20 protein-coding genes are annotated in these 21,876 nt (G+C 51.1%); 7 read left to right on the top strand and 13 right to left on the bottom strand.

The features are described 5' to 3' along the window. Positions 1–64: 64 nt before the first annotated feature. The 11 genes from D568_RS19115 to msrP all read right to left on the bottom strand — a co-directional run bounded on the left by D568_RS19115 (position 65) and on the right by msrP (position 14,795). Positions 65–598 carry a disulfide bond formation protein B gene (locus D568_RS19115; RefSeq protein ID WP_020208194.1) on the bottom strand — a complete coding sequence of 178 codons (534 nt, stop codon included), beginning with the start codon at positions 596–598 and terminating at the stop codon, positions 65–67. 199 nt (positions 599–797) lie between these two features. Further along, a complete protein-coding gene (locus tag D568_RS0103535; RefSeq protein ID WP_020208193.1) occupies positions 798–1,163 on the bottom strand; it encodes a nuclear transport factor 2-like protein in 366 nt (121 codons plus the stop codon). Continuing rightward, the gene (gene recQ, locus D568_RS0103530) at positions 1,160–3,310 is read right to left on the bottom strand and encodes a DNA helicase RecQ (RefSeq protein WP_020208192.1); all 2,151 of its coding nucleotides are present in this window, start codon (positions 3,308–3,310) and stop codon (positions 1,160–1,162) included. Before recQ ends, D568_RS0103535 begins: the two co-directional genes overlap by 4 nt. 360 nt (positions 3,311–3,670) lie before the next feature. Then, positions 3,671–4,579, bottom strand: coding sequence for an alpha/beta hydrolase (locus D568_RS20930; RefSeq protein ID WP_020208191.1), 909 nt, complete (start codon positions 4,577–4,579; stop codon positions 3,671–3,673). Positions 4,580–5,054: 475 nt separating this feature from the next. Further along, a complete protein-coding gene (locus D568_RS22210; RefSeq protein ID WP_020208190.1) occupies positions 5,055–8,867 on the bottom strand; it encodes a thrombospondin type 3 repeat-containing protein in 3,813 nt (1,270 codons plus the stop codon). Positions 8,868–9,175: 308 nt separating this feature from the next. Beyond that, positions 9,176–10,024 (bottom strand): SPFH domain-containing protein, encoded by an 849-nt coding sequence (locus tag D568_RS0103515; protein WP_020208189.1) that lies wholly within the window; start codon positions 10,022–10,024, stop codon positions 9,176–9,178. 10 nt (positions 10,025–10,034) lie between these two features. Next, on the bottom strand, positions 10,035–10,499 hold the full coding sequence (locus D568_RS0103510; protein ID WP_020208188.1) for an NfeD family protein: 465 nt from the start codon (positions 10,497–10,499) through the stop codon (positions 10,035–10,037). Between the two features lie 207 nt (positions 10,500–10,706). Continuing rightward, a complete protein-coding gene (locus D568_RS0103505) occupies positions 10,707–12,854 on the bottom strand; it encodes a beta-propeller domain-containing protein (RefSeq protein ID WP_020208187.1) in 2,148 nt (715 codons plus the stop codon). A 39-nt stretch (positions 12,855–12,893) separates the two neighbouring features. Beyond that, positions 12,894–13,061: a hypothetical protein gene (locus tag D568_RS21625; RefSeq protein WP_020208186.1), complete on the bottom strand. Its 168-nt coding sequence runs from the start codon at positions 13,059–13,061 to the stop codon at positions 12,894–12,896. 101 nt (positions 13,062–13,162) lie between these two features. Then, positions 13,163–13,744, bottom strand: coding sequence for a protein-methionine-sulfoxide reductase heme-binding subunit MsrQ (locus D568_RS0103495; protein ID WP_020208185.1), 582 nt, complete (start codon positions 13,742–13,744; stop codon positions 13,163–13,165). A 52-nt stretch (positions 13,745–13,796) separates the two neighbouring features. Continuing rightward, positions 13,797–14,795 (bottom strand): protein-methionine-sulfoxide reductase catalytic subunit MsrP, encoded by a 999-nt coding sequence (gene msrP / locus D568_RS0103490; RefSeq protein WP_020208184.1) that lies wholly within the window; start codon positions 14,793–14,795, stop codon positions 13,797–13,799. A gap of 118 nt (positions 14,796–14,913) precedes the next feature. On the opposite strand from msrP, the gene D568_RS0103485 reads away from it, so the two are divergent. From D568_RS0103485 to D568_RS19105, 4 genes are all read left to right on the top strand, one after another. Next, positions 14,914–16,137, top strand: a complete 1,224-nt coding sequence (locus D568_RS0103485) for an RNA polymerase sigma factor (RefSeq protein WP_020208183.1) — start codon at positions 14,914–14,916, stop codon at positions 16,135–16,137. Between the two features lie 74 nt (positions 16,138–16,211). Beyond that, positions 16,212–16,559 (top strand): YciI family protein, encoded by a 348-nt coding sequence (locus tag D568_RS0103480; RefSeq protein WP_020208182.1) that lies wholly within the window; start codon positions 16,212–16,214, stop codon positions 16,557–16,559. A gap of 75 nt (positions 16,560–16,634) precedes the next feature. Then, positions 16,635–17,048, top strand: a complete 414-nt coding sequence (locus tag D568_RS0103475; protein ID WP_020208181.1) for a VOC family protein — start codon at positions 16,635–16,637, stop codon at positions 17,046–17,048. Between the two features lie 117 nt (positions 17,049–17,165). Then, positions 17,166–17,489 (top strand): VOC family protein, encoded by a 324-nt coding sequence (locus D568_RS19105; protein ID WP_020208180.1) that lies wholly within the window; start codon positions 17,166–17,168, stop codon positions 17,487–17,489. Here D568_RS19105 and D568_RS0103465 read toward each other — a convergent pair. Then, on the bottom strand, positions 17,486–17,992 hold the full coding sequence (locus D568_RS0103465) for a cupin domain-containing protein (RefSeq protein WP_020208179.1): 507 nt from the start codon (positions 17,990–17,992) through the stop codon (positions 17,486–17,488). The genes D568_RS19105 and D568_RS0103465 overlap by 4 nt on opposite strands. After that, positions 17,976–19,016, bottom strand: a complete 1,041-nt coding sequence (locus tag D568_RS20925) for a helix-turn-helix transcriptional regulator (protein ID WP_020208178.1) — start codon at positions 19,014–19,016, stop codon at positions 17,976–17,978. Before D568_RS20925 ends, D568_RS0103465 begins: the two co-directional genes overlap by 17 nt. 155 nt (positions 19,017–19,171) lie before the next feature. On the opposite strand from D568_RS20925, the gene D568_RS0103455 reads away from it, so the two are divergent. The 3 genes from D568_RS0103455 to D568_RS0103445 are packed head-to-tail and all read left to right on the top strand — an operon-like array spanning position 19,172 to position 21,408. After that, complete coding sequence (locus tag D568_RS0103455; RefSeq protein ID WP_020208177.1) at positions 19,172–19,687, top strand: hypothetical protein; 516 nt, start codon at positions 19,172–19,174, stop codon at positions 19,685–19,687. Positions 19,688–19,723: 36 nt separating this feature from the next. Further along, positions 19,724–20,650, top strand: coding sequence for an ABC transporter ATP-binding protein (locus tag D568_RS0103450; protein WP_020208176.1), 927 nt, complete (start codon positions 19,724–19,726; stop codon positions 20,648–20,650). Continuing rightward, entirely contained in the window at positions 20,647–21,408 is a 762-nt protein-coding gene (locus D568_RS0103445) for an ABC transporter permease (protein ID WP_020208175.1), read from the top strand. Before D568_RS0103450 ends, D568_RS0103445 begins: the two co-directional genes overlap by 4 nt. The last annotated feature ends 468 nt before the right edge of the window (positions 21,409–21,876 follow it).

Raw genomic sequence — 21,876 nt, 5'->3', positions numbered from 1 at the left:
AGTGTATTGAAAGCCATAGCGAGCGGCCTATTCAAGTGCCGCTCGCATAACAACCCTTCGAGATTTACATAGTGGCCTGACGGCTGCGCAAACAACCGAGCAAAGCGAAAAAGAAAAAACCAATCAAACCCACGCTTACCACCGCCAAGCCGTGGGCCATGGTCAAGCCCCACAGAACCGGTGGTGTTGCTTGACACATATCCTGCACCTCAAACATCCAGGGAAGCCAGCTGTCTAACGGGGCCCACTCGGGAAAGTTGGCACGAAAACCACAGGCACTGCCATGACCAATGCCGTACTCAACTTTCATTAAGTTCCAGGTTTCAATACCAAGGCCAACACTCAAACCAAGCCCTGTCAACGCACAACCAACACGCCCCCAGCGCCAGCGCTTTAACCACAGTGCGACCACGCTCAGCAAAAAGAGCGCCGCCACCCACACGCGTACATAAATGCACAACTCGCAAGGGTAAAAATGTTTAACGTACTGAAAGTAAAGGGCCCCGCCCTCTAACGCCAGCATTAAAACTGCCACCACCAACCAGAAGTTGCGACAACCTGCAGCGGAAAAGAAACGGGTAAAGCACTGACTGAGCATAGTAATTCCAAACGTGTCGTCAATTAACAGGTCGCTACGACCATTATTAGGTGTGAAAGTTTAGCAACTCTCTATCACCGCATCTCAAACTTTTTTGCTGATTTAAACAACCTAAAAGAGACTCCCAGCGCAAGGCCGGCTTCTGAAAGAACCGAGTTTATCTACTGCCTCGGCAAAGCCGTCCGCTTTCGGTCGCCCGCTATACGGCAACTCGATAACTCATAACCTTCCTTACCCGCTCTGCCTTGGTATTGGTGAACTCGAAAATATCGCATTGGCGATAGCTTTCTTTTGCTTTCGCTTGTGCATTGACAGCACCGCTTTTGCCGTGCGTCAGCACATGAGTTATCACCAGTGATTTGGGCGGTTTGAGCTGCTCAAGGTGCTGATAAATCTCGGTACCAATGAACGTTTTACCGCAGGCCGTTTGCCATACGGCGCCTTCCGCCAGCAGCCTTTCGGCGGTTTCAGCATCGCCCGTGGCCAGAGCGATAGCGAGTGTTTCCGCGTTTTGATTTTTGGCGGAGTTTTTACATTGTCCGCTGGGAGTTACATCGGTTTTCACTCGCCCGTCTCCCTGACAATAACGGCTCTTACGCAGCGCAACACCCCGTAATCGTAAGCACCATCCAATGCCTCGTACACTGGTTTAAGTTTAAAGGGTTGATCGTCGTGAGCGAGCATGGCATCGATAATAGTATCCAACTCTTGCTCGGGCAACTCCACCACTTCGGCCACATCCAGCTGCCCCTGCTCAATCAAACCCGCCAAGTGACCATAGACCGTTGTTTCAGTAATGTCTCGCTGGCGCGCAATATCGGCCACCGTCATACCCGCTTTAAACAGAGCGAAAGTTTCGTGTTCGGTGGCCTTCACATTGGCAGCACTACCGGCGTAATCGGCAAGACTTTGTACGTGTTCGGTGATGACTTCCACAAAGGCTTCACCATAATGTTCGCGTTTGCTGGCCCCCACACCGGAAATACGAGCAAAGGCGTCTAAATCCTGAGGTTGCAGGCTGACCATTTCCATCAAATGCGCATCGTGAAAAATCATGTACGGAGCGATATTTTGCTCTGCGGCTAAACGCTTGCGCAATTCACGCAGGCGATCCCAGAGCGCTCGATCCGGGCCCGACAAACCATTGGCGGCCTGGCCACTGCGGGATTTTTTACCGCCATCCACTTTGGTGTCTTTGCGCAGCTCAATGGTGGTTTCACCTTTTAGCAGGGGACGGCATTTTTCCGTCAGCATTAAGCCGCCGTAGCCTGCCACATCAACCTGCATCAGGCCTCGCGCCACCAACTGGCGAAACACCGAGCGCCACTGATTGGTATCCAGCTCATCACCGATGGCGAAGGTACTGAGCTTGTCGTGGCCGAATTGGGTAACCTTGTCGTTGTTTTTTCCCAGCAGTACATCGATAAGGTGATTTACACCAAATTTCTGGCCAGTGCGATAGCAAACGCTTAACGCTTTTTGCGCCGCAACTGTGCCCTCAAAGGTTTCGGGCGGCGTGAGGCAAGTATCGCAATTGTTGCAACTGGGGTGATTCTGTTCGCCAAAATAAGACAACAGCGCCTGGCGGCGACAGCTGGTAATTTCGCACAGCCCCAGCATCGCATCCAATTTATGATGCTCGACGCGCTTATGATCTTCAGTGCCCTGTGACTGACTGAGCATTTGCTTGAGCTTGATCACATCCTGCACGCCATAAGTCATCCAAGCCGTTGCGGGTTCACCGTCGCGCCCGGCGCGCCCGGTTTCCTGATAGTAAGACTCAAGGCTTTTAGGCAAATCCAGGTGCGCCACAAAACGCACATCGGGTTTATCAATGCCCATCCCAAAAGCGATGGTCGCCACCACTATGACGCCCTCCTCACGCAAAAAACGCTCTTGGTTTTGCTGCCGGGTAGCCGCGGGCAGGCCCGCGTGATAAGGCAAGGCGGTATAACCCTGGCTGCTCAGCCAGGCAGCGGTTTCTTCTACTTTGCGGCGAGATAAACAGTAAACAATACCGGCATCCGCAGAATGCTCATTGTGTAAAAACCGCAGTAACTGCTGGCGGGCGTTCTGCTTTTGTTCAATCCGGTATTGGATATTCGGGCGATCAAAACCGCTGACGAACTGCGCAGCACCTTCCAGCTGTAAACGAGTGACAATTTCCGCGCGGGTGCGCTCATCGGCAGTGGCGGTTAGCGCGACGCGCGGCACTTGCGGAAACTGCTGATGCAGCAGGCTTAACTGCAAATAGTCAGAGCGGAAATCGTGCCCCCACTGAGACACGCAGTGAGCTTCATCAATGGCAAACAACGACACGGGCAAGCGATGCAGTAAATCCAGGGTGCGTGGCTGGATTAACCGTTCAGGAGCAATGTAGATAATTTTAATATCGCCACTCAACAAGCCTTGCTCTACCGCTCTAACTTCCTCCAGGTTGAGGCTGGAATTTAAGTAAGCGGCACTGATATCCAGCTGAGCCAGGGTATCCACTTGGTCCTGCATTAAGGCGATCAGGGGCGAGACCACCACCGCAACGCCCTCGCGCACCAAAGCGGGTATTTGATAGCAAAGGGATTTACCGCCACCGGTGGGCATCAGGACCAGAGCGTCTCGGCCATGGATTAAGGTATCGATAATTTCGGCTTGCTGGCCGCGAAATGCGTCATAGCCGAAGGTAGTTTGCAGAGTGTGGAGGGCCGCTGAGTTCATAGCGGGGAGTTTAGCAGTTTGCCCGTCCTGAGGGTAAGCCAGCCGCCCGATAAAACCTTTGCTTATTTATGCCAGCCACTCAACTCGCACAGCTCTTGCCCCGTAGGTGTGACCTACCCCTAATTTCGCAGAAAGATCGCTGCTCTCAAAGACTTGCTGCCCTCATGACGATGGTTATCAAGCCCCATAACCACCTTTGCTACAGATACAGATAATGGTTCGTCTTGGCCGACTGAGGGCCTCGTGGACAAAAGCACGCTTGTCACCACTGCGTTAAAGCCCTAGGGCACTTACGATTCTCTAAAGCAAACCAAATAAAAAATAGGGTATACAGCAAGCATAAGCGGGTTAACATGATCATTAACTCGAGCAGCAGTCTCCCCAAAGTTGAACAATTGCTGACCTGAAGGAAGGTTCGGTAATCGCCCCATGAGTCGTTTGAATACGCTCACGAAAAACGCTCAAGCCATCAAAGTCATATTCCGACAAATTATCATGAAACAAGCTCACAAACTCATCGTTGCCTTCAGGTAGAGCACTGGTTAAAAACAAATTTGCAACCAGCTCATCACTGGCTTGAAAACGATTTCTTAACAGCTTTTCTGTCTCGTCTTGATGTTGATAAAAACTGGCATCGAACGCTAACAGGTTACGAAATTTTGGCGCTACCGGGTCATCCATCAATAACGCCAAACCCGCAAAAACACCACCAAAAGAGGAGCCAACAAGGGTGCGCTGAGCATCATTTACCCGCAACCCTTCCTCAGCTGAAGGTATCAACTCATGAAGTAGAAATTGGAAATAATCACGTGCCCCCGGCAATAAATAATCGGTTCGGCGGCGATCTTTTGGCCCCTCAGAAATCGCCACTAAAATCGCCTCTAAGCCTTCATCTTCTATCAGATAGGGCAAACCAGGGAACAATACCTGCCCATCCAGCGCATAAATAATGGGGTAAGCGGCATTTGAGTTTGCGTAATTTGGCGGTAAATAGATATGCACATGATATTCAGTTTGAGTGATTGCTGAATAGAACAACCACTCTCGGGCCACCTCACCCTGTAAGAAGCTGTAGACATCGTTGTCATTAATTTCCTGAATATCAGCATCACCGGAGAATTCATCAGATGATTCATTAATTTCTGATACACGGTCTGTAGAGTTTGAGTGAGAGACTGAACTATTGGAGGGTGAGTTACTGCCACCGCCTCCGCACGCGGTTAATACAAGAAAAAGAGCAGAAAGAAAATATTGTTGCCAATAAGCCATAAAAAACCTTTGAAAAAATCAGAGATTTCGTACACGAACGAAAAAGTCCAAGCACGGGAATCAAATAGTTAAACGCTGAGTGAGCGCAGTAGACCTGCGAACCATTCGCAGGCCATAACGATTCCTTCCAAAGACTGAGGGCGTTTAGCTGAAACGCTGAGGGAGGCCAGTAAAAGCCGGTGATATTCCTTCAACCCACGGGAATAACAGTCAAATAACTCCTGCCGAAAAACCGGTTAGAATAATAGATTATCAAGAATTGACTGTAAAATAACCAAAACGGATAAGTGTCGCCAAAAACCACATAAGACGGTATAAGCGGGTGGTTTAGCCACCGCAACGATTATATGAAAGGCACAAAAAAGCCCCGTTACCGGGGCAGGGAAAGCGCTGCATTAGCTGGGGCAAATCCCTCTGCCCCTTGATTTAATGGTCGATACAACTTCAAACCAGATTCTAATCACATCTCGAGACACTAAAGTGGTGGAGGCGCAACGCACATGGAGTGCACTCTCAGGTTACTTAATAGTCCCACTACAGCAGCCTTGGAGATTTCAATCCGGTCGAATTCTTGGCTGGTCGACATCATCAACAAGCGCTGGTCGGTATTGTTGAAGAGTCCCAATAGTTGCAAGTCTAACAGTCCACTCGCACCACCCGACTCTCGCTCAACACCATTGAGGTAGGTGGTGACCGTGACATTGTCCAGCAGATCCACATCCAACAGATTATCTGGAACGGACACCACGACCCCTACTCTATGAGTACCCGTATAGCTGCTTGCTGTATCTTCAGCTGCCAGGCTGACAGTTCCCGCCACCGCGATGGGTGTTGAGATTGTGGCGTAATTATTCAAATCGCTGTCTTCAATTCTGGCAGCATTGAGTACCCCACAGTTAACACAAAGAACGCTTGATACATCGGTGTAAACCGTAATATTGGGATCAATAAATGGCTCAAACAGCTTACCGGGTGCGCAGGCTACATCTTCTGTCGAGTCGCATACATCACCCACTCCGTCGCCGTCGATATCCGCCTGGTCAGCATTGGGAGTCGCCGGGCAGTTATCTACGCCATTGTCTACTCCATCACCGTCCAGGTCGTTATCACAAGCATCGCCTACACCATCACCGTCTGCGTCAGCTTGGCTCGGGTTGGCAACGAGTGGACAGTTGTCGGCGTCATCATCGGTGCCGTCACCATCTTGATCGTCATCGCAAACATCCCCCATGCCATCGCCGTCGATGTCAGATTGATTGGGGTTGCTGACTAAAGGACAGTTATCGCCACTATTGATAATGCCATCGTTGTCGCGGTCGCTGTCACAAACGTCGCCAATGCCATCGCCGTCCGCATCCGCCTGATCCGCGTTAGGAGTCATCGGGCAGTTGTCGGCCCCATCGGCAACACCATCACTGTCGCTGTCGGTTAAGGCATCACAGGCATCACCAATACCATCGCCATCGGCGTCTGCTTGATCACCGTTGGCGGTGTCGGGGCAATTGTCGGCATTGTTGCTCACCCCGTCGCCATCACGGTCGTCGTCACACGCATCCCCAACACTATCACCGTCAGTGTCAAGCTGGTCTGCATTGGCAATGGCAGGGCAGTTATCCGAGCCATCATCAATACCGTCACCGTCACTGTCTGTGTTGGTATCGCATACATCACCAATACCGTCGGCGTCGCTATCTTGCTGGTCGGAATTGGGCGTTGCGGGGCAGTTATCTGCACCATTAGCAACGCCATCACCATCCAGATCATTATCGCAAGCGTCACCTACACCATCAGAGTCCCAATCACTTTGGTCAGTATTACTGGTACGAGGGCAGTTGTCGCTATCGTTAAGGATAGTGTCGCCATCCACATCCGCATCGCATGAGTCACCGACGCCGTCACCGTCCAAATCATTCTGGTTAGCGTTGGCTTGATTCGGACAATTATCGACACCGTTACCTACGCCGTCATCGTCACGATCATTATCACAAACATCACCCACACCATCGGAATCTAAATCCGCCTGATCGCTGTTGGCAATGAGCGGACAGTTATCGGCATCATCCTGAACTCCATCATTATCGGCATCGGCATCGTCGCTGCCATCACAGGCATCACCAATACCATCGCTATCGGTATCCAGTTGGTTAGCATTAGGGGTAATGGGACAGTTGTCTTGATCGTTAAGGACACCATCGCCATCCACATCCGTGTCGCAGGCATCGCCTACTCCGTCACCATCACTGTCCTGCTGACCGGCATTAGCCACCAGCGGGCAGTTATCTGCGCTGTCGACAATTCCATCGGCATCAGTGTCGACAGTGGAGTCATCGTCGCAAACGTCCCCGATGCCATCACCATCACTGTCAGCCTGATTGGGGTTGGCTGTGAGCGGGCAATTGTCGCCGGCATTATTGACACCATCGCCGTCACGGTCAGCATCGCATACATCACCTTGACCGTCGTTGTCCTGATCGGCTTGATCCGTATTGGGGGTTAATGGACAATTATCGGCGGTATTAATAACGCCATCGTTGTCCACATCGTTATCGGCTGAATCATCAGAGCCATCGCAGATATCGCCAATACCGTCACCATCACTGTCACTTTGCGACGCATTAGGAGTGAGCGGACAGTTATCGGCCGTATTAACCACACCGTCGCCATCACTGTCGTTATCACAAGCATCACCCAAGCCGTCGCCATCACTATCCTGCTGATTGGCATTCGCAGTTGCCGGGCAATTATCTTGCGGATCTATCACGCCATCATTGTCAGTATCAGTTTCATCCGAGCTGTCGCAGGCATCGCCAATGCCGTCGCTGTCGCTGTCCAACTGATTGGCGTTAGGGTTTACAGGGCAGTTGTCCTGGCCGTTGGGCACGCCATCGCCATCGGTGTCGCTATCACAAACATCTCCTATGCCGTCTGCATCGGCATCTGCTTGATCTGCGTTGGAGTTAAGTGGGCAATTGTCTGCGTTATCCACAATGCCGTCACCGTCGCTATCAACTGGATTAGTTGGAGAGCTACTGGTGTCGCAAACATCACCTACACCATCTCCATCGCTATCTAGCTGACCAGAGTTTGGAGTTGCCGGGCAATTATCACCAGAGTCGGGTATACCGTCCCCATCGCGGTCATCATCGCAGGCATCGCCTATCCCATCATCGTCTAAATCATTTTGCGCCGCATTGGCGTTGGCCGGACAGTTGTCTACGGGGTTGGGCAGGCCATCGTTATCACGATCTAAATCGCAGACATCACCCACGCCGTCGCTGTCGGCATCCAGTTGATCGGCATTAACATCCACCGGGCAGTTGTCCACGGCGTCGTTAACTCCATCACCGTCATCGTCACTGTCACAACTGTTTCCTAAACCATCGCCGTCGTTATCCAACTGCAAGGTGTTTGCCGTGAAAGCACAGTTATCGGCAGCATCAGACACGCCATCGTTGTCTGCATCGATATCGCACGTATCACCTATCCAATCATTATCTTGATCTATCTGATCTGGATTAAAGTCGAACACACAATTATCAACGCCATCGTCAATACCGTCACCGTCGGAATCGGCATTGATATCACAGCTATTGCCTACACCGTCGCCATCAGCATCGGCCTGATCTTCATTAGCGTCCCGGGGGCAGTTGTCGCTGTCGTTATCCACTGCATCGCCATCAATATCGGTATCGCATAAATCGCCCGAACCATCGGCATCAAGATCAGACTGAGCGGTGTTTGCTATGACAGGACAGTTGTCGTTATCGTTTTGTACACCGTCACCATCGCTATCGCCATCACAGGCATCACCCACACGATCACCGTCACTGTCTTCCTGGTTGATATTTATCAACAGCGGACAGTTGTCTTGTGCGTCACTAATATTGTCGCCGTCGTCATCCTGATCGCAGGCATCACCCACATTGTCATTATCGGTGTCTTGCTGGTTTGTGTTTGCAATAATCGGACAATTATCCAAACTGTCATCAACCCCGTCACCGTCGGTATCAACCGCTGGAGAAGACTCACATAAGTCGCCTACACCATCGCCGTCTGAATCCAATTGATTGGGGTTCGCTATGGATGGGCAGTTATCCGAAGCGTCCGTCACGCCATCACCGTCGGCGTCTTCTGGAATATCTATGGGATCCGGTTCTTCAAAACCGTCAGAACTTGAGCTGCTTGATGATTGACTCGGTGGGCTTGTCGTCTGTGACGACCCACTACCGCCACCACAGCCGAATAAGAAAAAAGAACACAATAATGCCAATAAAGCTATGCGGTACATGTTAAATCCCTCAACAAAGTGTATCTATACCCTGAATGGTCTTAATTTATAATCATCTATTTTTTATAACCTTGACAGCCTAAAAAGGTTTAAGCGCCAAGCCTTAAATTGACTGTAGCAAAGCAAAGCTGTAGCGCAAATGCTCGCTAATATAGAAAGGGTCTATGCAGATATCTGGAGATAACTTGAAGAGATGATGAGAAAAAAGTGTGACGTAATTTTGCGTTTTAATAATTATTGAAGATGTCAGGAAGCTTTTAAAAATAAAACAATATAACCCCCACATCAAAAATGCAGGGGAAAATTGATCACTTACCAAACATGCCTTTAAAGGCGTTAGCCAAGTCGGCTGGGTAGACGACCGTTTTACTGTTATCAGAGGTGGATAATTCACCGATAGACTCAATGTATTTTTCACCCAACAAATACATTACCGGCAACTCGTCGCCACCTTTCACTGATTCGGTCACCAGCTGTATTGATTGAGCTGATGCATTTGCCAACACAATTTTTGCCTCGGCATCTCTTCTGGACGCTTCAAGACGACCATCGGCTTCCAAAATCGCCGCCTGTTTTTCACCTTCGGCTTTGGTAACTGCCGCGCGACGCTGACGCTCGGCCGCCGCTTGTTCTTCCATGGCTTGCTGCATAGTAGGCGATGGATTGATGTCTTGAATTTCTACCGTCTTTAACACAATCCCCCAATCAGCAATATCATCAGATATTGAAGCTTTAAGCTTGGCTTTAATTTGATCGCGTGAGGACAGCGCTGAATCCAAAGCCATTTCACCGATAATTGAACGCAAGGAGGTCTGAATTAAGTTTTGAATAGCGATAATGTAATTCTCAACCCCATAAACGGATTTCTCCGGGCTGACAATATTAATGTAAGCCACAGCATTGGCGATAATAACGGCATTGTCCTGAGTGATAACGTCCTGTGAGGGAATATCCAAGACGATATCTTTAGTGGTCACCTTATAGGCAACCGTATCAAAAAACGGAATTATCAGATTTAACCCAGGGTTTAAGGTGACATGATAACGCCCCAATCGCTGCACCACATCTTTCCGACCCTGGGGAACAATACGCACTCCGCGAGTGATCACGATAAGCGCCAAAAATACAATGGCGCCGACGGTAATTAATGCATCCATTTCAATACCCTTACTGTTGTTGTTTTACAATTAAATCGTTACCTGAAAAATCCGTTACCGTGACTCTGTCGCCCGGTCGTAATTCACCCGCATGGATAAAACGCCACTCTGCCTCCCCTAATACCGGCGCTGAGAAACGCAACACACCGCGTTCGGTGGCCGTATTATATTCCAACACAGTACCCTGCTGACCTAACGTTGATTCCATCGCCATGCCCGACAGGCTGTTGGTTTTCATACGTGGAGATACCCACCTAAACCAACCGACCAAACACACCAGAGACAAAGTCACCCAAATAAACAGTTCAGCGGCAAAGCTCATTGGAATAAACAGACAGAGAATACCGACAACTATGGCGCTAACGCCCAGCCAAAGCATAAAAAAACTCGGCACGAGAATTTCAATCGCTGCCAAGGCAAACCCTATTACCAGCCACAACCACGCGGGCAAACCGGTATCTAACCACTCGTTCATTTTCCCTCCTTGCGGGCACCTGATGAAATTAGAAGTATGCCAGGTGCCTGAGCACGACAGTATAAGCAGAGGGACATACAACGCGCTAGCGCTTCTAACGCGTGTACGTTGTGAGGGTTCCATCAGAACCTGTGTAAAGAGAATTGAACCGGGAGGTATTTTGTAAGGCGCGTCTTAGCTAAGCAACACGCGCCAATGGTTGCATTACTAAGGTGCCTCGGCAGCGGGTGAGAGCTGAAACTCCCGCAGCTGCGGCTGAACATGGCATATATCTTGGGATACCACCACATTTTCTAAGGCTTGGCTTTCATACCCTGAAAGAGAGACCTTAAGATCGTAATTTCCCGGCCGTTCGCCCGCGCCATAAAAAACACAGGCATCCAGGCTATTACGGTAATCGCCGCTGAGGACTTCGGAATAATCGCCATCGACTGCGATTACTTCTGCCTCGCAATAATCAATGGGATGCAAAGGGCTTCCACGAACGGTTATCTCAAGACCGTAAACGTATTGTGTATCGCAAGCGATGGGCTCACCATCTCCCAGCTTTTGTGGTGCCTCGGCCGCCCCCCATCGACTAAACCAAATGTTGTTGTCGTGAGCGTAAAGCACGGCGTCATTGTGCAGCAGGCCGCGCCGCACACCACCGTTGTAGTCGTAATGGCCATTCGTTCCCGCCTCAGCAATCAGTACCCCTTTATTTTGCATGGCAGCGTGTGTAGCACCTTGAGCACTCTTTAGCCCACTAAGTTCCAACATCTGCAGGCCACTGTATTGCCATTGGGAGTAGTCGCCAGCATCGGAACCATATACCGATACAGGAAAGGAAATACGAGCATTGCTATCGCTTAACATCAATACAGTAAGTGCGCGCAAATCGTAGAGCGCTTCGCTGTGGCTGAACCTGTCACCAATTAAGGCTTCACCCACCAATTCGGGAACACCACCGGTAACCTTGACCAACTGAGCTTTAATACCCTGAGCCCATCCAGACTGGCTATCTGCATCCTGGCCCAGTGTAAACAGATAGTCATCGTTCAGTGGGTGTATATAGGTCGCAAAGCCAGGCACCTCCAACTCGCCGCTTATTTTCGGATCTTCTCTGTCGGATAAATCCAACACATAAAGCGGATCGATACGACGGTAAGTCACCACATAGGCAGTAGGGCCCGCAAAGCGCACCGCATAAATGTCTTCTTCTGGTTTTCCAATGGGTCCCGGCCGCTCACTGTTGGGTAGCTCGGCTACTGTGTCAAAACCCGATCCGGACTGACGTAAAATACTGAGGTGATGCGAAGGCTGATCCCATTCCCCCCTGGTGGTTACCACCCGTAAATCACCGTTGTACTCATTAATTCGGTAAGGTGCATCTCCACGAATACTGCCTGGCACGCGCGCCATTGCACTGTAGTTCGCACCAATTTCGCTCAGTGTAAATTTATGGATGATGGTGCGAACCTCGGTATCGCGCCTGTCATTTGCTGTCAGATAGAGTGCGCTGGAGTTCATCGTCATCGAGCTGACATCCGTACTAAGACACTCACTGGAAAGCACCTGACGGGCGTTCAAATCAATGGCGGTAATATTTATGATGGAAATAAAGCCATGCTCAGGTTGCGTATTGCTGGGAGCATAACAACTCGTATTCAACGGAGCCGTCAACTCGCCCTGTCGATATTGTGGCAACAGGTCGGCAAGCTCAGTGCGACTTAACACTAACTCGTTATTACTGCGAGCTTGCTCGGCAAATGATTCAAACTGTAACGATTCAAGCCAGGGGTCGAAACGAGTAATCACGTAAAGCCTATTACCGACCCGGCGACTGTCAATTAGCGCACCATCCAGTAAAATTCTATCTGCCAGAATGGGCGTAGCAGGTTGTGTCACATCGATAAACTCAATACTGAGTTCACTGCTTCTGGATCCACTCCAGAGGCTCATATCTTCCGTAGAAAAATCAACACTATTCCAGCCTGGCAAATCAATACCCATATAGCCACGTGGACCGCGCAACGCTACCACATAGGAGGCTGCAGCGTTTTCTTTCATCAAGTACAGCGAAGAAGCCGCCCCCCTGGCAACGTCCTCAAAGCGGTAGGTAGCGGTAATGGAAGCGTTGGGAATATCGGGTTCGGTGGCAATGATCTGCACACCCGGCAACTCGCCGCTAGAGTAATTGGGCTGGTAGGCGACGAACCAGTGGCTACCGTCGTACTTAGCCACATCTGCTTCATCAACACCGGCAATGTGTACATTGGTATCTGAGTAGGTACCGCGATCATCGCGGTCAGGGGAGGCCGAAAAATCTAAATCACCCGATTCGACACCATCATTCTGTGCATAGGCCCCCGTCACTTCTAAGCGCAGGCCGTTTTTAATAAAACGCTCAAAATCCTAATCCGATAAACGCACCAGTGGGGCATCATCGGGCTCACTGATTTTCAGCTGACTGTAATCCACCGGGCTTTCTGGCTCGGCTGCAACCGATGAACCTCCCCCCGATGAAGCTCCCCCACCGCAGCCACCTAACAGTAGCGCCGCGCCTATCCAATAGGCACGCATGCTTAACCTCCCCTGTCCGTGTATTACTGCTTTAGCTTAACGCTTCTTGACAGAAGTTCTGTGCAAATTTGTAAAACCAGGAGAGATAGGCCATGAAACGGTTAACGAGCGCGACGCCGATAACCGTACAACCGAATACCGAGTAAAACCAGGACAATAACGCCGTAAAGTACAGCCTCAAAGTAACTGGAGCGCACCTGCCATAACACATGCAACCAGCCGAGAATAAGTGCCGCATACACCAGCCGGTGCAGCTTGACCCAGTTTTTCCTCAGCCTTCGCATCATCCCCTTGGTGGAGGTGACCCCCAGAGCGATCAAAATCAGTACGGCGGGCATGCCGGCGGTGATATAGGGGCGCTTGACCATTTCAGAGAAAAAGCGGCTTAAATCCAAACCGAGAATAAACACTAAGTAAGCCGCCACATGACAGAGTGCGTAAAACAGTGCAAACAACCCCAACATGCGCCGGTGCGTCATTAACCAGCGCCATCTAGCAAGCTTAACCAGCGGGCTAACTGACAAGGTTATAAACAGAAAATAAATCGTCCACTCGCCGGTGAACAGAACAATGGTTTTGGCAGGATCTGCGCCCAGCTGTTGCGTCACCGTGCGATAGACAAGCCACAGAAAAGGGACAAGGGAAACACTGAAAATAATCAGCCTACGCCATACCGCTGGCATTAAAAGAACCTCCGGATTTTACGTCAGACATCGAACACCAAAAGTTCTGCGTTCAATAATATTTCTTTAAGTCCATGCCACTGTAAAGCTGTGCCACCTCATCGCCATACCCATTAAACAGTTGGGTATCGATAATATTAGGGCTGAATAAGCCGCTGGGCAGACGCCTTTCGGAGGCTTGCGACCAGCGAGGGTGATCAACCTTCGGGTTCACATTGGCGTAAAAGCCATATTCATTGGGGGCGCGAACATTCCAACTGGTGGCCGGTTCTTTTTCGGTAAACTCAATTTTGACAATGGATTTAATACTTTTAAAACCGTATTTCCACGGCACCACCAAACGCAATGGCGCGCCATTCTGATTCGGCAGCACCTTGCCGTATAACCCCACCGCCAGAATCGTTAACGGGTGCATGGCTTCGTCAATCCGCAGCCCCTCCCGGTACGGCCAGTCAATGGTACTAAAGCGGCTGCCCTGCTCGGGCATCTGCTTTTTATCCAGCAAGGTGGTAAAGGCCACATATTTAGCACGGCTGGTAGGTTTAAACTGTTTGAGCAGTTCACCCAACTCGAACCCAACCCAGGGGATGACCATAGACCAGGCTTCAACGCATCGCAGGCGGTAAACCCGCTCGCGCAAGGTGACTTTCCCGAGCAAATCTTCCAAATCAAAAACACCGGTTTTATCCGCATGCCCGGCTATTTCCACCCTCCATGGATGAGGCTGTAAAGAGCCAGCGTGTTTAGCCGGGTCGGACTTGTCATAACCAAACTCATAAAAGTTGTTGTAACTCGTGACATGTTCGTATGGCGTTAATTTGTCGGTAATTTTTTTATCGTATGCCTCAGCTTGTGCAATCTGTTTGGCTAACCAGTCAGGGCCAGATGTAAGCGGCGTTTCGGTCATAAACCCGGGTTTACTGCTAGCCAAAGGGCTCGCCGCGAGGGCGCCCGCCCCCAGCGCCATCTGCATAAAGCGGCGCCGGTCACGGTAGACAGACTCTGGGGTAATTTCATTTTCTTTAATATCGGCTGACGATTTAATAAACATAAGCATTCACTGGGTTGATTCAATGTCACTTTGTAGACTACGACGCAGCGCAATTGTTACACGCGGTATTTGGCTATACGATACCGGCCGTTAAATCGATGCATTCAAGGCATAGAAGATGTGTACGGAAACCACCATAGCGCACCTTTACCAACAACATTCCAGGCAGGTACTGGCAACGTTAATTCGGTTGTTAAACGACTTTGATCTCGCCGAAGAGGCGCTGCACGATGCCTTCGCCAGCGCCCTTAAACAATGGCCACAGCAGGGTATACCCGAGAACCCCACCGCCTGGCTGGTTTCTACCGGGCGCTTTAAAGCCATCGACAAGCTCCGTAAAACCCACCGCGAGACCGCGCTTACCCCTGAGGCTATCGAGTGGGAGACACAAGAGCAGGATACGGACGCGCTCCACCTGCCCGACGACCGCTTACGTTTGATTTTTACCTGCTGCCACCCCAGCCTTAATGCCGAGGCCGCCGCCGCACTTACCCTGCGCGAAATTTGCGATCTGAGCACCGAAGAGATTGCCAATGCTTATCTGACCAAGCCAACCACCATCGCCCAGCGAATTGTTCGAGCTAAACGAAAAATTCAGACCGCCGGCATTCCCTATGAAGTACCAGGCAAACACGAGTTGGGGGAACGCCTACCGCGGGTATTACAGGTGCTATACCTGATTTTTAACGAGGGTTACCACGCCAGCGAAGGTGAAACACTCATTCGCCACCAGTTGGCAGAGGAAGCCATTCGCCTCGGACGGCTGTTAACCGAACTACTGCCAGAGCCTGAGGTGTACGGCTTGTTGTGCTTAATGCTGCTAAACCACAGCCGCCGCGATGCACGCACCAATGCCCAGGGCGATATTGTGCTGCTGGCCGAACAAGACCGTACAGCCTGGAACCAAGCAGCCATCGCAGAAGCCCTGCCGCTGGTGCGCCATGCCTTGGTGGGGCCAGCCACTGGCCCCTATGGCGTGCAGGCCGCCATTGCCGCCCTGCACGCCGAGGCAAAAAGCGCAGCCGACACCGATTGGCAGGAAATTTACGGGCTGTATCGCGCGTTGTACGCTCGCAGTCCAAGCCCTGTGGTGCAATTAAACCTTGCCGTAGCGCAAGCTATGGCCGGTAATCTACAGCAGGCACTGATTACCGTCGCTCGGCTAACGCAAACCGAACTTACCGATTACTGCCCGGCCCACGCCGCAAGGGCCGACTTACTGCGCCGCATGGGCCGCCTCAGTGAGGCGGCCGACAGCTACCGCCAAGCACTGGCACTGTCTAACCAAACGCCAGAGCAACGCTATATGCGTCAGCGCATTAACGAGTGCGAAAAAAACTGAACCCGCCTGTCGATTACCCATCACGCAAAACGACTAACCTCTACCATCAGCTTCTAACGTAAAAGGAAACCCCTATGAAATACCTATGCCTGGTGTACAGCGACGAGCAAGATTTGCACGGCCTGCCCGACAGCCCCGAAGATCGTGAGTGTGCCGCTTATGCTCAAACTCTTGCCGAGAGCGGGCATCTCGTTGCGGGCGAAGCCTTACAAAGCGTCAGTAGTGCCACCACCGTGCGCGTGCGAGGCGGCGAGGTACACATTACCGACGGCCCCTTTGCCGAAACCAAGGAACAACTGGCGGGGTTTTATATGATTGAGGCGAAAGATTTAAACGAGGCTTTACGTATCGCCCAAGGTATACCGCCTGCACGGGTAGGCAGCATTGAAGTAAGGCCCGTGCGCCAGTTGCAGGTGGATTAAAGAGCGCAGTGACCATTTACACCACAAGCCTTTGTATCGACAAAGTTAATTACCGACTATCAGGAGCACAATAAAATGCCTGACAAAATTTTTGTGAATCTACCGGTTAAAAATCTAACCACCAGCATTGAATTTTTTCGCGGCCTCGGTTTTGAATTCGACCCACAATTTACCGACGACAACGCCACGTGCATGATTGTGAATGACAATATTTTCGTTATGCTGCTCACCGAAACCTACTTTAAAAACTTTACCTCGAAACAGCTGTGTAATACCCGCACCGATATTGAAACCCTTGTGGCCCTATCCTGCGCAAGCCGCGACGAAGTTAACCAACTCGTTGACCGCGGCGTATCCCTGGGCGGCTGCGAGCCACGCGATGCTATGGACCACGGTTTTATGTTTCAACGTACGTTAGAAGATTTGGACGGCCACACCTGGGAGCTATTCTATATGGACCCTTCTCACCTGCAGAACACTGAGCAATAGCGGCCCAAAGGAGTTTCCGGTTATGCGAGAGCTAAATCCCTATGTTTTTTACAACGGTGATTGCCGCACGGCATTTGAGTTTTACCGCGACACTTTACACGCCCCATCGAGGTGATGATGAGCTATGGCGAGGCGCCGGGCGGATCACCCGTGGGCGCTGAGTACGACGCCAAAATTATGCATGCCAGCATGCGCATAGGCGCAACCACGCTCATGGCCTCGGATGCCCTACCCGATAGTTATCAGAAGCCACAAGGGGTTTCGATTTGTTTACAAGCCGATAACGCCGACGAGGCTGAATCTCTGTACGCCGCGTTAAGCGTGGGCGGCGATATACACATGCCACTGGAGAAAACGTTTTGGGCCGCCCGCTTCGGCGCCTTTACCGACAAGTTTGGCATTAAGTGGATGATCAATTGCGATCCGCAGGAGCGCGATTAGTCCCAGTAAGGTAAATTTTGTTCACGCTTACCGACGTGTAAAAACATCTCCGGTTTACCGTCGGCGCCTGTGTATTGCGCCATCACACCGAACTTGCCGCTGTCAGGGTACTCGGCCAGCTCCGGGGTTAAACGGGTACTCACCGCTAAAAAGCGCAGCGGAATACCGCCGGTGTTAATAATTTGATGAGCCGTTTCGGGACCACCGGCGGGGCAAGCAATCACATCCCCCGCCTTAATCGCCTGGTGTGCATCTCCAAAGCGCAGCTGCCCGTCGCCCTCCAAAATAAAAAACATTTCCTCATTCACCCGATGGCAATGATAGGGAAAAGCGCTTTTACCCGGCTCTATCTGGGTCAGGTTATAACCGAGCTTTTGCGCCCCCAGTAAAGGGCCTATGTAAGCCATGGTCGCGCCGTACTTTTCACAGGCATCGCCCTCGGGGGCCATACCCGGCGGCATGGGCTGCGTGTTTAAATCCGCGATGTTAATAATGTTTGGCATAAGCAGGTTCCTTGGCTGATGGAGCGTTTACTGCGAGTTCGTCGCTTTTTATCTCGTTATCCATGTTTGTTGTATCGTAACTGGCGGCGATGGCACGGGCTTTATCCCGCACCAAAGTAATCAACTCGGGCGGGCTCTCCAGTCGTGCCCCCGGTAAAAAGCCCATCACCCTGCAAGCGGCCATGGACAAGTCTGCGCTTTTAAAAGTGACCGTAACCGCACCGTCGTCATGCTCCATCAATGAGTCCCAGCAGCAGGGATGATCTTTGGCGATCAAAGCGTGGGAGGGAGGGAAAAACAGCACCACCACAAAAGGGTCGGCATCCAACGCATTAGGGTTAAAGTGTTCATCGGCATCAAAATCGGCAGGCCTTACAAACGTCTCCGGTAAGGTTTTTACCGCTTCAATCCGATCCACCCGAAATGAGCGCAGCGCGCCACGTAAATGGCAAAATGCCAGACAGTATTGCTGCCCCCAGCTGTACACCAGCGCGTAGGGGTCAATCGTGCGGCGCTCCGTATTAAGCTGGCCCCGGCCACGATATACAATCTCAAGCCGGGTGTGCTCGTGCACAGCGCTGTAAACCATTTGTAATGTGTCTTCATCAACACTGGGGTTAATGCGCGGCATACCCCGCGTTAACAAACTCTCACGCGCCCAGTTGATATCGGCGAGCTGAGTCTCGGGCAACACATTGGCAATTTTCGTCACCGCACTTTGCGCCGAAGGACGAAACAGCTTACCCCAGGCGCGAGCCACCATTTCAGCACCAAGGCACACCGCCACCGCCTCTTCGGCCGAGAACATCAAAGGCGGCATACGGTAACCGCGCACCAATGAATAACCGCCATGGGTTCCGCGCTCGGCGTATATCGGCACTCCCATGTCTTCCAGCATACCGATATAGCGCTGCACCGTGCGCACGGACACTTCAAGTTCTTCGGCCAGCTTGGAAGCGGGCAGATTGGGTTGACGCTGCAGCGCCATGATCAGATGAATTAAACGGGTTGCGGTACTAGCCATAATATGTACGCTCGACGAAACTCTTTTAACCCTAACGAGTATATACGTCAGAATATGACGTATATCAGGATTAGCGTAGCGTTTTTATCAATTTGAATGATCCGGTCGAATTCACCCTTGAGTTAACGACTACTTATTTTGAAAAGGACGCCCCCATGAATACCGACGCATCGCTCACCTCTGACGACACTCGTCTGCATAACCTTCGCCGCCTTATGTTTGAGCTGACAAACCGTCTGGCCGATACCAGCCACCAAGGGGCGGCAGACGCTGTCTCGGCATTTTTTCAGCTATCCGCACAACTGAACACCGCCCTCGAAAAGACCAGTAATCATCTTGAACCGGTATTGCGCGAGTACGACCCAGTGCTGGCCAATCGACTGGAAGACGGCTCCTTACGTTTGAGCGCTCTGCTAACAAAGTTAAACCCCCGCTTTCAACGCCTTGCCGAGCTTACAGGTGCCAGCTTTGACGCCGAGCGCTATAGTCTCTACCTGGACTGGAACTTACTGATGGCAGAGTGTTTGGTGCAGCTGGATTTTCAAGTTCGTTTGGCGGCGCTTGTGCCTCAGCCCAATAACCAGCCCGACACCAGCAACCCATCCGGCCATTATCCAGGGCTCTTTTCCCGCTGCCGGGATAGGGTGCGCGAATACTGCGCCTGCCACTAAGCGAGTGTTTATTTGAGCGTTTAAAAAGGAACCACTGTGGATTCAATTATTGAAGTAAATAACGTCAGTAAAACCTATAAGACCGGGTTTCAAGCGTTGCAGCCCATCGACTTAAGCATCAAACGGGGAGAGATATTCGCCTTACTGGGGCCCAATGGCGCAGGCAAAACCACCTTAATCAGTATTATCTGCGGCATTGTGAATGCCTCAGGCGGCACTATCACCGCTGACGGGTTAGACATTCAACGCCATTACCGCCAGGCGCGCCAGCGCATTGGCTTAGTGCCGCAAGAGTTAGCCGTGAATATCTTCGAGTCCGTCTGGAACACGGTAAAGTTCAGTCGCGGACTGTTCGGCTGCGCACCGGACGATGCCTACCTTGAGCAGCTGCTGAAAAACCTGAGTTTGTGGGACAAAAAAGACAGCACCATTATGGCGTTATCCGGCGGCATGAAACGCCGGGTGCTTATCGCCAAAGCCCTCGCCCACCAGCCGCGAATTTTATTTTTGGACGAGCCCACCGCCGGGGTCGACGTTGAGCTGCGCCGGGATATGTGGGCCATGATTCGCCGTCTGCGCGATGAAGGGGTGACCATTATTTTAACCACCCATTATATTGAAGAGGCCGAAGATATGGCCGACCGCATTGGTGTCATCAATAAGGGGCAGTTAATGCTGGTGGAAGAAAAACACCGCTTAATGCGCGATCTGGGCCGTAAGAGTTTGACCGTTCATCTCACTCAACCGCTTGCCGTTTTACCCAGCCCTATCGATAGCGAAACCGTAGAGCTGGCAGCGGATGGTCTGAGCCTAAGCTACCAATACAATACTGCCGCGACGGATACCGGTGTTGCAGAATTATTGCAAACGCTGGCGCAATCGGGCATCGACTATTCTGATGTGTCGACCAAACAGAGTTCGCTGGAAGAAATTTTCGTCTCGCTGGTGGAGGAAAAAGCGTGAACACTTACGGAGTTAAAGCTATTTACTTGTTTGAGCTGGCGCGCACCTGGCGCACCTTAATGCAATCTATCGCCTCGCCGGTGCTATCTACCTCGCTGTATTTTATTGTGTTTGGCTCGGCCATCGGCTCGCAGATTGTGTCCATTGACGGTATCAGTTACGGGGCGTTTATTATTCCGGGGCTGGTCATGCTGACCATTCTCACCGAGAGCACCTCCAACGCCTCGTTCGGAATCTATATGCCGAAATTCAGCGGTACCATTTACGAGATTTTATCAGCGCCCGTGTCCGCGTTTGAAATTGTGGCGGGTTATGTGGGCGCTGCGGCTACAAAGTCCATTCTTCTGGGGCTGATTATTTTGCTCACGGCGCGGTTATTTGTGGATTACTCCATCGCTCACCCGTTGCTGATGCTGCTGTTTTTGGTGCTTACCTGCGTTACCTTTGCGCTGCTGGGTTTTCTAATCGGTTTGTGGGCCAATAGTTTTGAGCAGCTGCAAATTATTCCGATGATGGTCATAGCCCCGCTCACCTTTTTGGGCGGCACCTTTTACTCCATCAGCATGCTGCCGGAGTTTTGGCAAAAGGTCACCCTGTTAAACCCGGTGGTTTACTTAGTCAGCGGCTTTCGCTGGAGCTTTTACGGCAGCGCCGATGTTCATATCGGTGTCAGCCTGGCGATGATCACCCTGTTTATCGCCATCTGCAGCGGCCTGATTGCCTGGGTTTTTCATACCGGGTACAAGTTAAAAAACTAATCGTTATTTTTAAATAGCAACAGAAACTTCCAAAAGGAGACAAGGCCGAAAGCCACTATTTCTGGCGCTTTTAGCACACAAAATGTGGAGATAACTAGGGGTTTTCGCCCGATTATGACTGAGCCGAGCGGAGGCCTATTTTAGTGGGTAAGCAAACAGGACGTTTGCGCAAGTATCGTCAGGCCATGGAAGGCCTGTCGATACGGCCCGCTAAAATAGGCTGGAGTAAGGGAACCCCGCAGGGGCCAGTTGTTGGGCGAGGTTTTTGGTTACTTTTTGCCGCAAAAAGTAACTCGCAACGCCCGGCGACACGGGCATATCAATAGTAGAGAATTTATTTTCAGCCTTTCTCTCTTAAAGAATTTGCATACGTATTCATAAAAATGAATACGTATGCAAATTTCTGCCTGGGATTTCCTGGCGTAATCTCTCCCACTCCAATAACCATAAAATACGGAGAGTTTATCC

Origin of the sequence: Gilvimarinus chinensis DSM 19667 (genome assembly GCF_000377745.1) — a bacterium.
In the GTDB taxonomy this organism is placed as follows: Bacteria; Pseudomonadota; Gammaproteobacteria; order Pseudomonadales; family Cellvibrionaceae; genus Gilvimarinus; species Gilvimarinus chinensis.
Note: the sequence above shows the minus strand (reverse complement) of the source record. Positions and strands in the feature narration are given on the sequence as shown.

Coding starts and splice junctions, on each gene's coding strand:
- D568_RS19115 (WP_020208194.1), bottom strand. CDS start 598: ATGCTCAGTCAGTGCTTTACCCGTTTCTTTTCCGCTGCAGGTTGTCGC.
- recQ (WP_020208192.1), bottom strand. CDS start 3,310: ATGAACTCAGCGGCCCTCCACACTCTGCAAACTACCTTCGGCTATGAC.
- D568_RS20930 (WP_020208191.1), bottom strand. CDS start 4,579: ATGGCTTATTGGCAACAATATTTTCTTTCTGCTCTTTTTCTTGTATTA.
- D568_RS22210 (WP_020208190.1), bottom strand. CDS start 8,867: ATGTACCGCATAGCTTTATTGGCATTATTGTGTTCTTTTTTCTTATTC.
- D568_RS0103515 (WP_020208189.1), bottom strand. CDS start 10,024: ATGGATGCATTAATTACCGTCGGCGCCATTGTATTTTTGGCGCTTATC.
- D568_RS0103510 (WP_020208188.1), bottom strand. CDS start 10,499: ATGAACGAGTGGTTAGATACCGGTTTGCCCGCGTGGTTGTGGCTGGTA.
- D568_RS21625 (WP_020208186.1), bottom strand. CDS start 13,061: ATGCGTGCCTATTGGATAGGCGCGGCGCTACTGTTAGGTGGCTGCGGT.
- D568_RS0103495 (WP_020208185.1), bottom strand. CDS start 13,744: ATGCCAGCGGTATGGCGTAGGCTGATTATTTTCAGTGTTTCCCTTGTC.
- msrP (WP_020208184.1), bottom strand. CDS start 14,795: ATGTTTATTAAATCGTCAGCCGATATTAAAGAAAATGAAATTACCCCA.
- D568_RS0103485 (WP_020208183.1), top strand. CDS start 14,914: ATGTGTACGGAAACCACCATAGCGCACCTTTACCAACAACATTCCAGG.
- D568_RS0103480 (WP_020208182.1), top strand. CDS start 16,212: ATGAAATACCTATGCCTGGTGTACAGCGACGAGCAAGATTTGCACGGC.
- D568_RS0103475 (WP_020208181.1), top strand. CDS start 16,635: ATGCCTGACAAAATTTTTGTGAATCTACCGGTTAAAAATCTAACCACC.
- D568_RS19105 (WP_020208180.1), top strand. CDS start 17,166: ATGAGCTATGGCGAGGCGCCGGGCGGATCACCCGTGGGCGCTGAGTAC.
- D568_RS0103465 (WP_020208179.1), bottom strand. CDS start 17,992: ATGCCAAACATTATTAACATCGCGGATTTAAACACGCAGCCCATGCCG.
- D568_RS20925 (WP_020208178.1), bottom strand. CDS start 19,016: ATGGCTAGTACCGCAACCCGTTTAATTCATCTGATCATGGCGCTGCAG.
- D568_RS0103455 (WP_020208177.1), top strand. CDS start 19,172: ATGAATACCGACGCATCGCTCACCTCTGACGACACTCGTCTGCATAAC.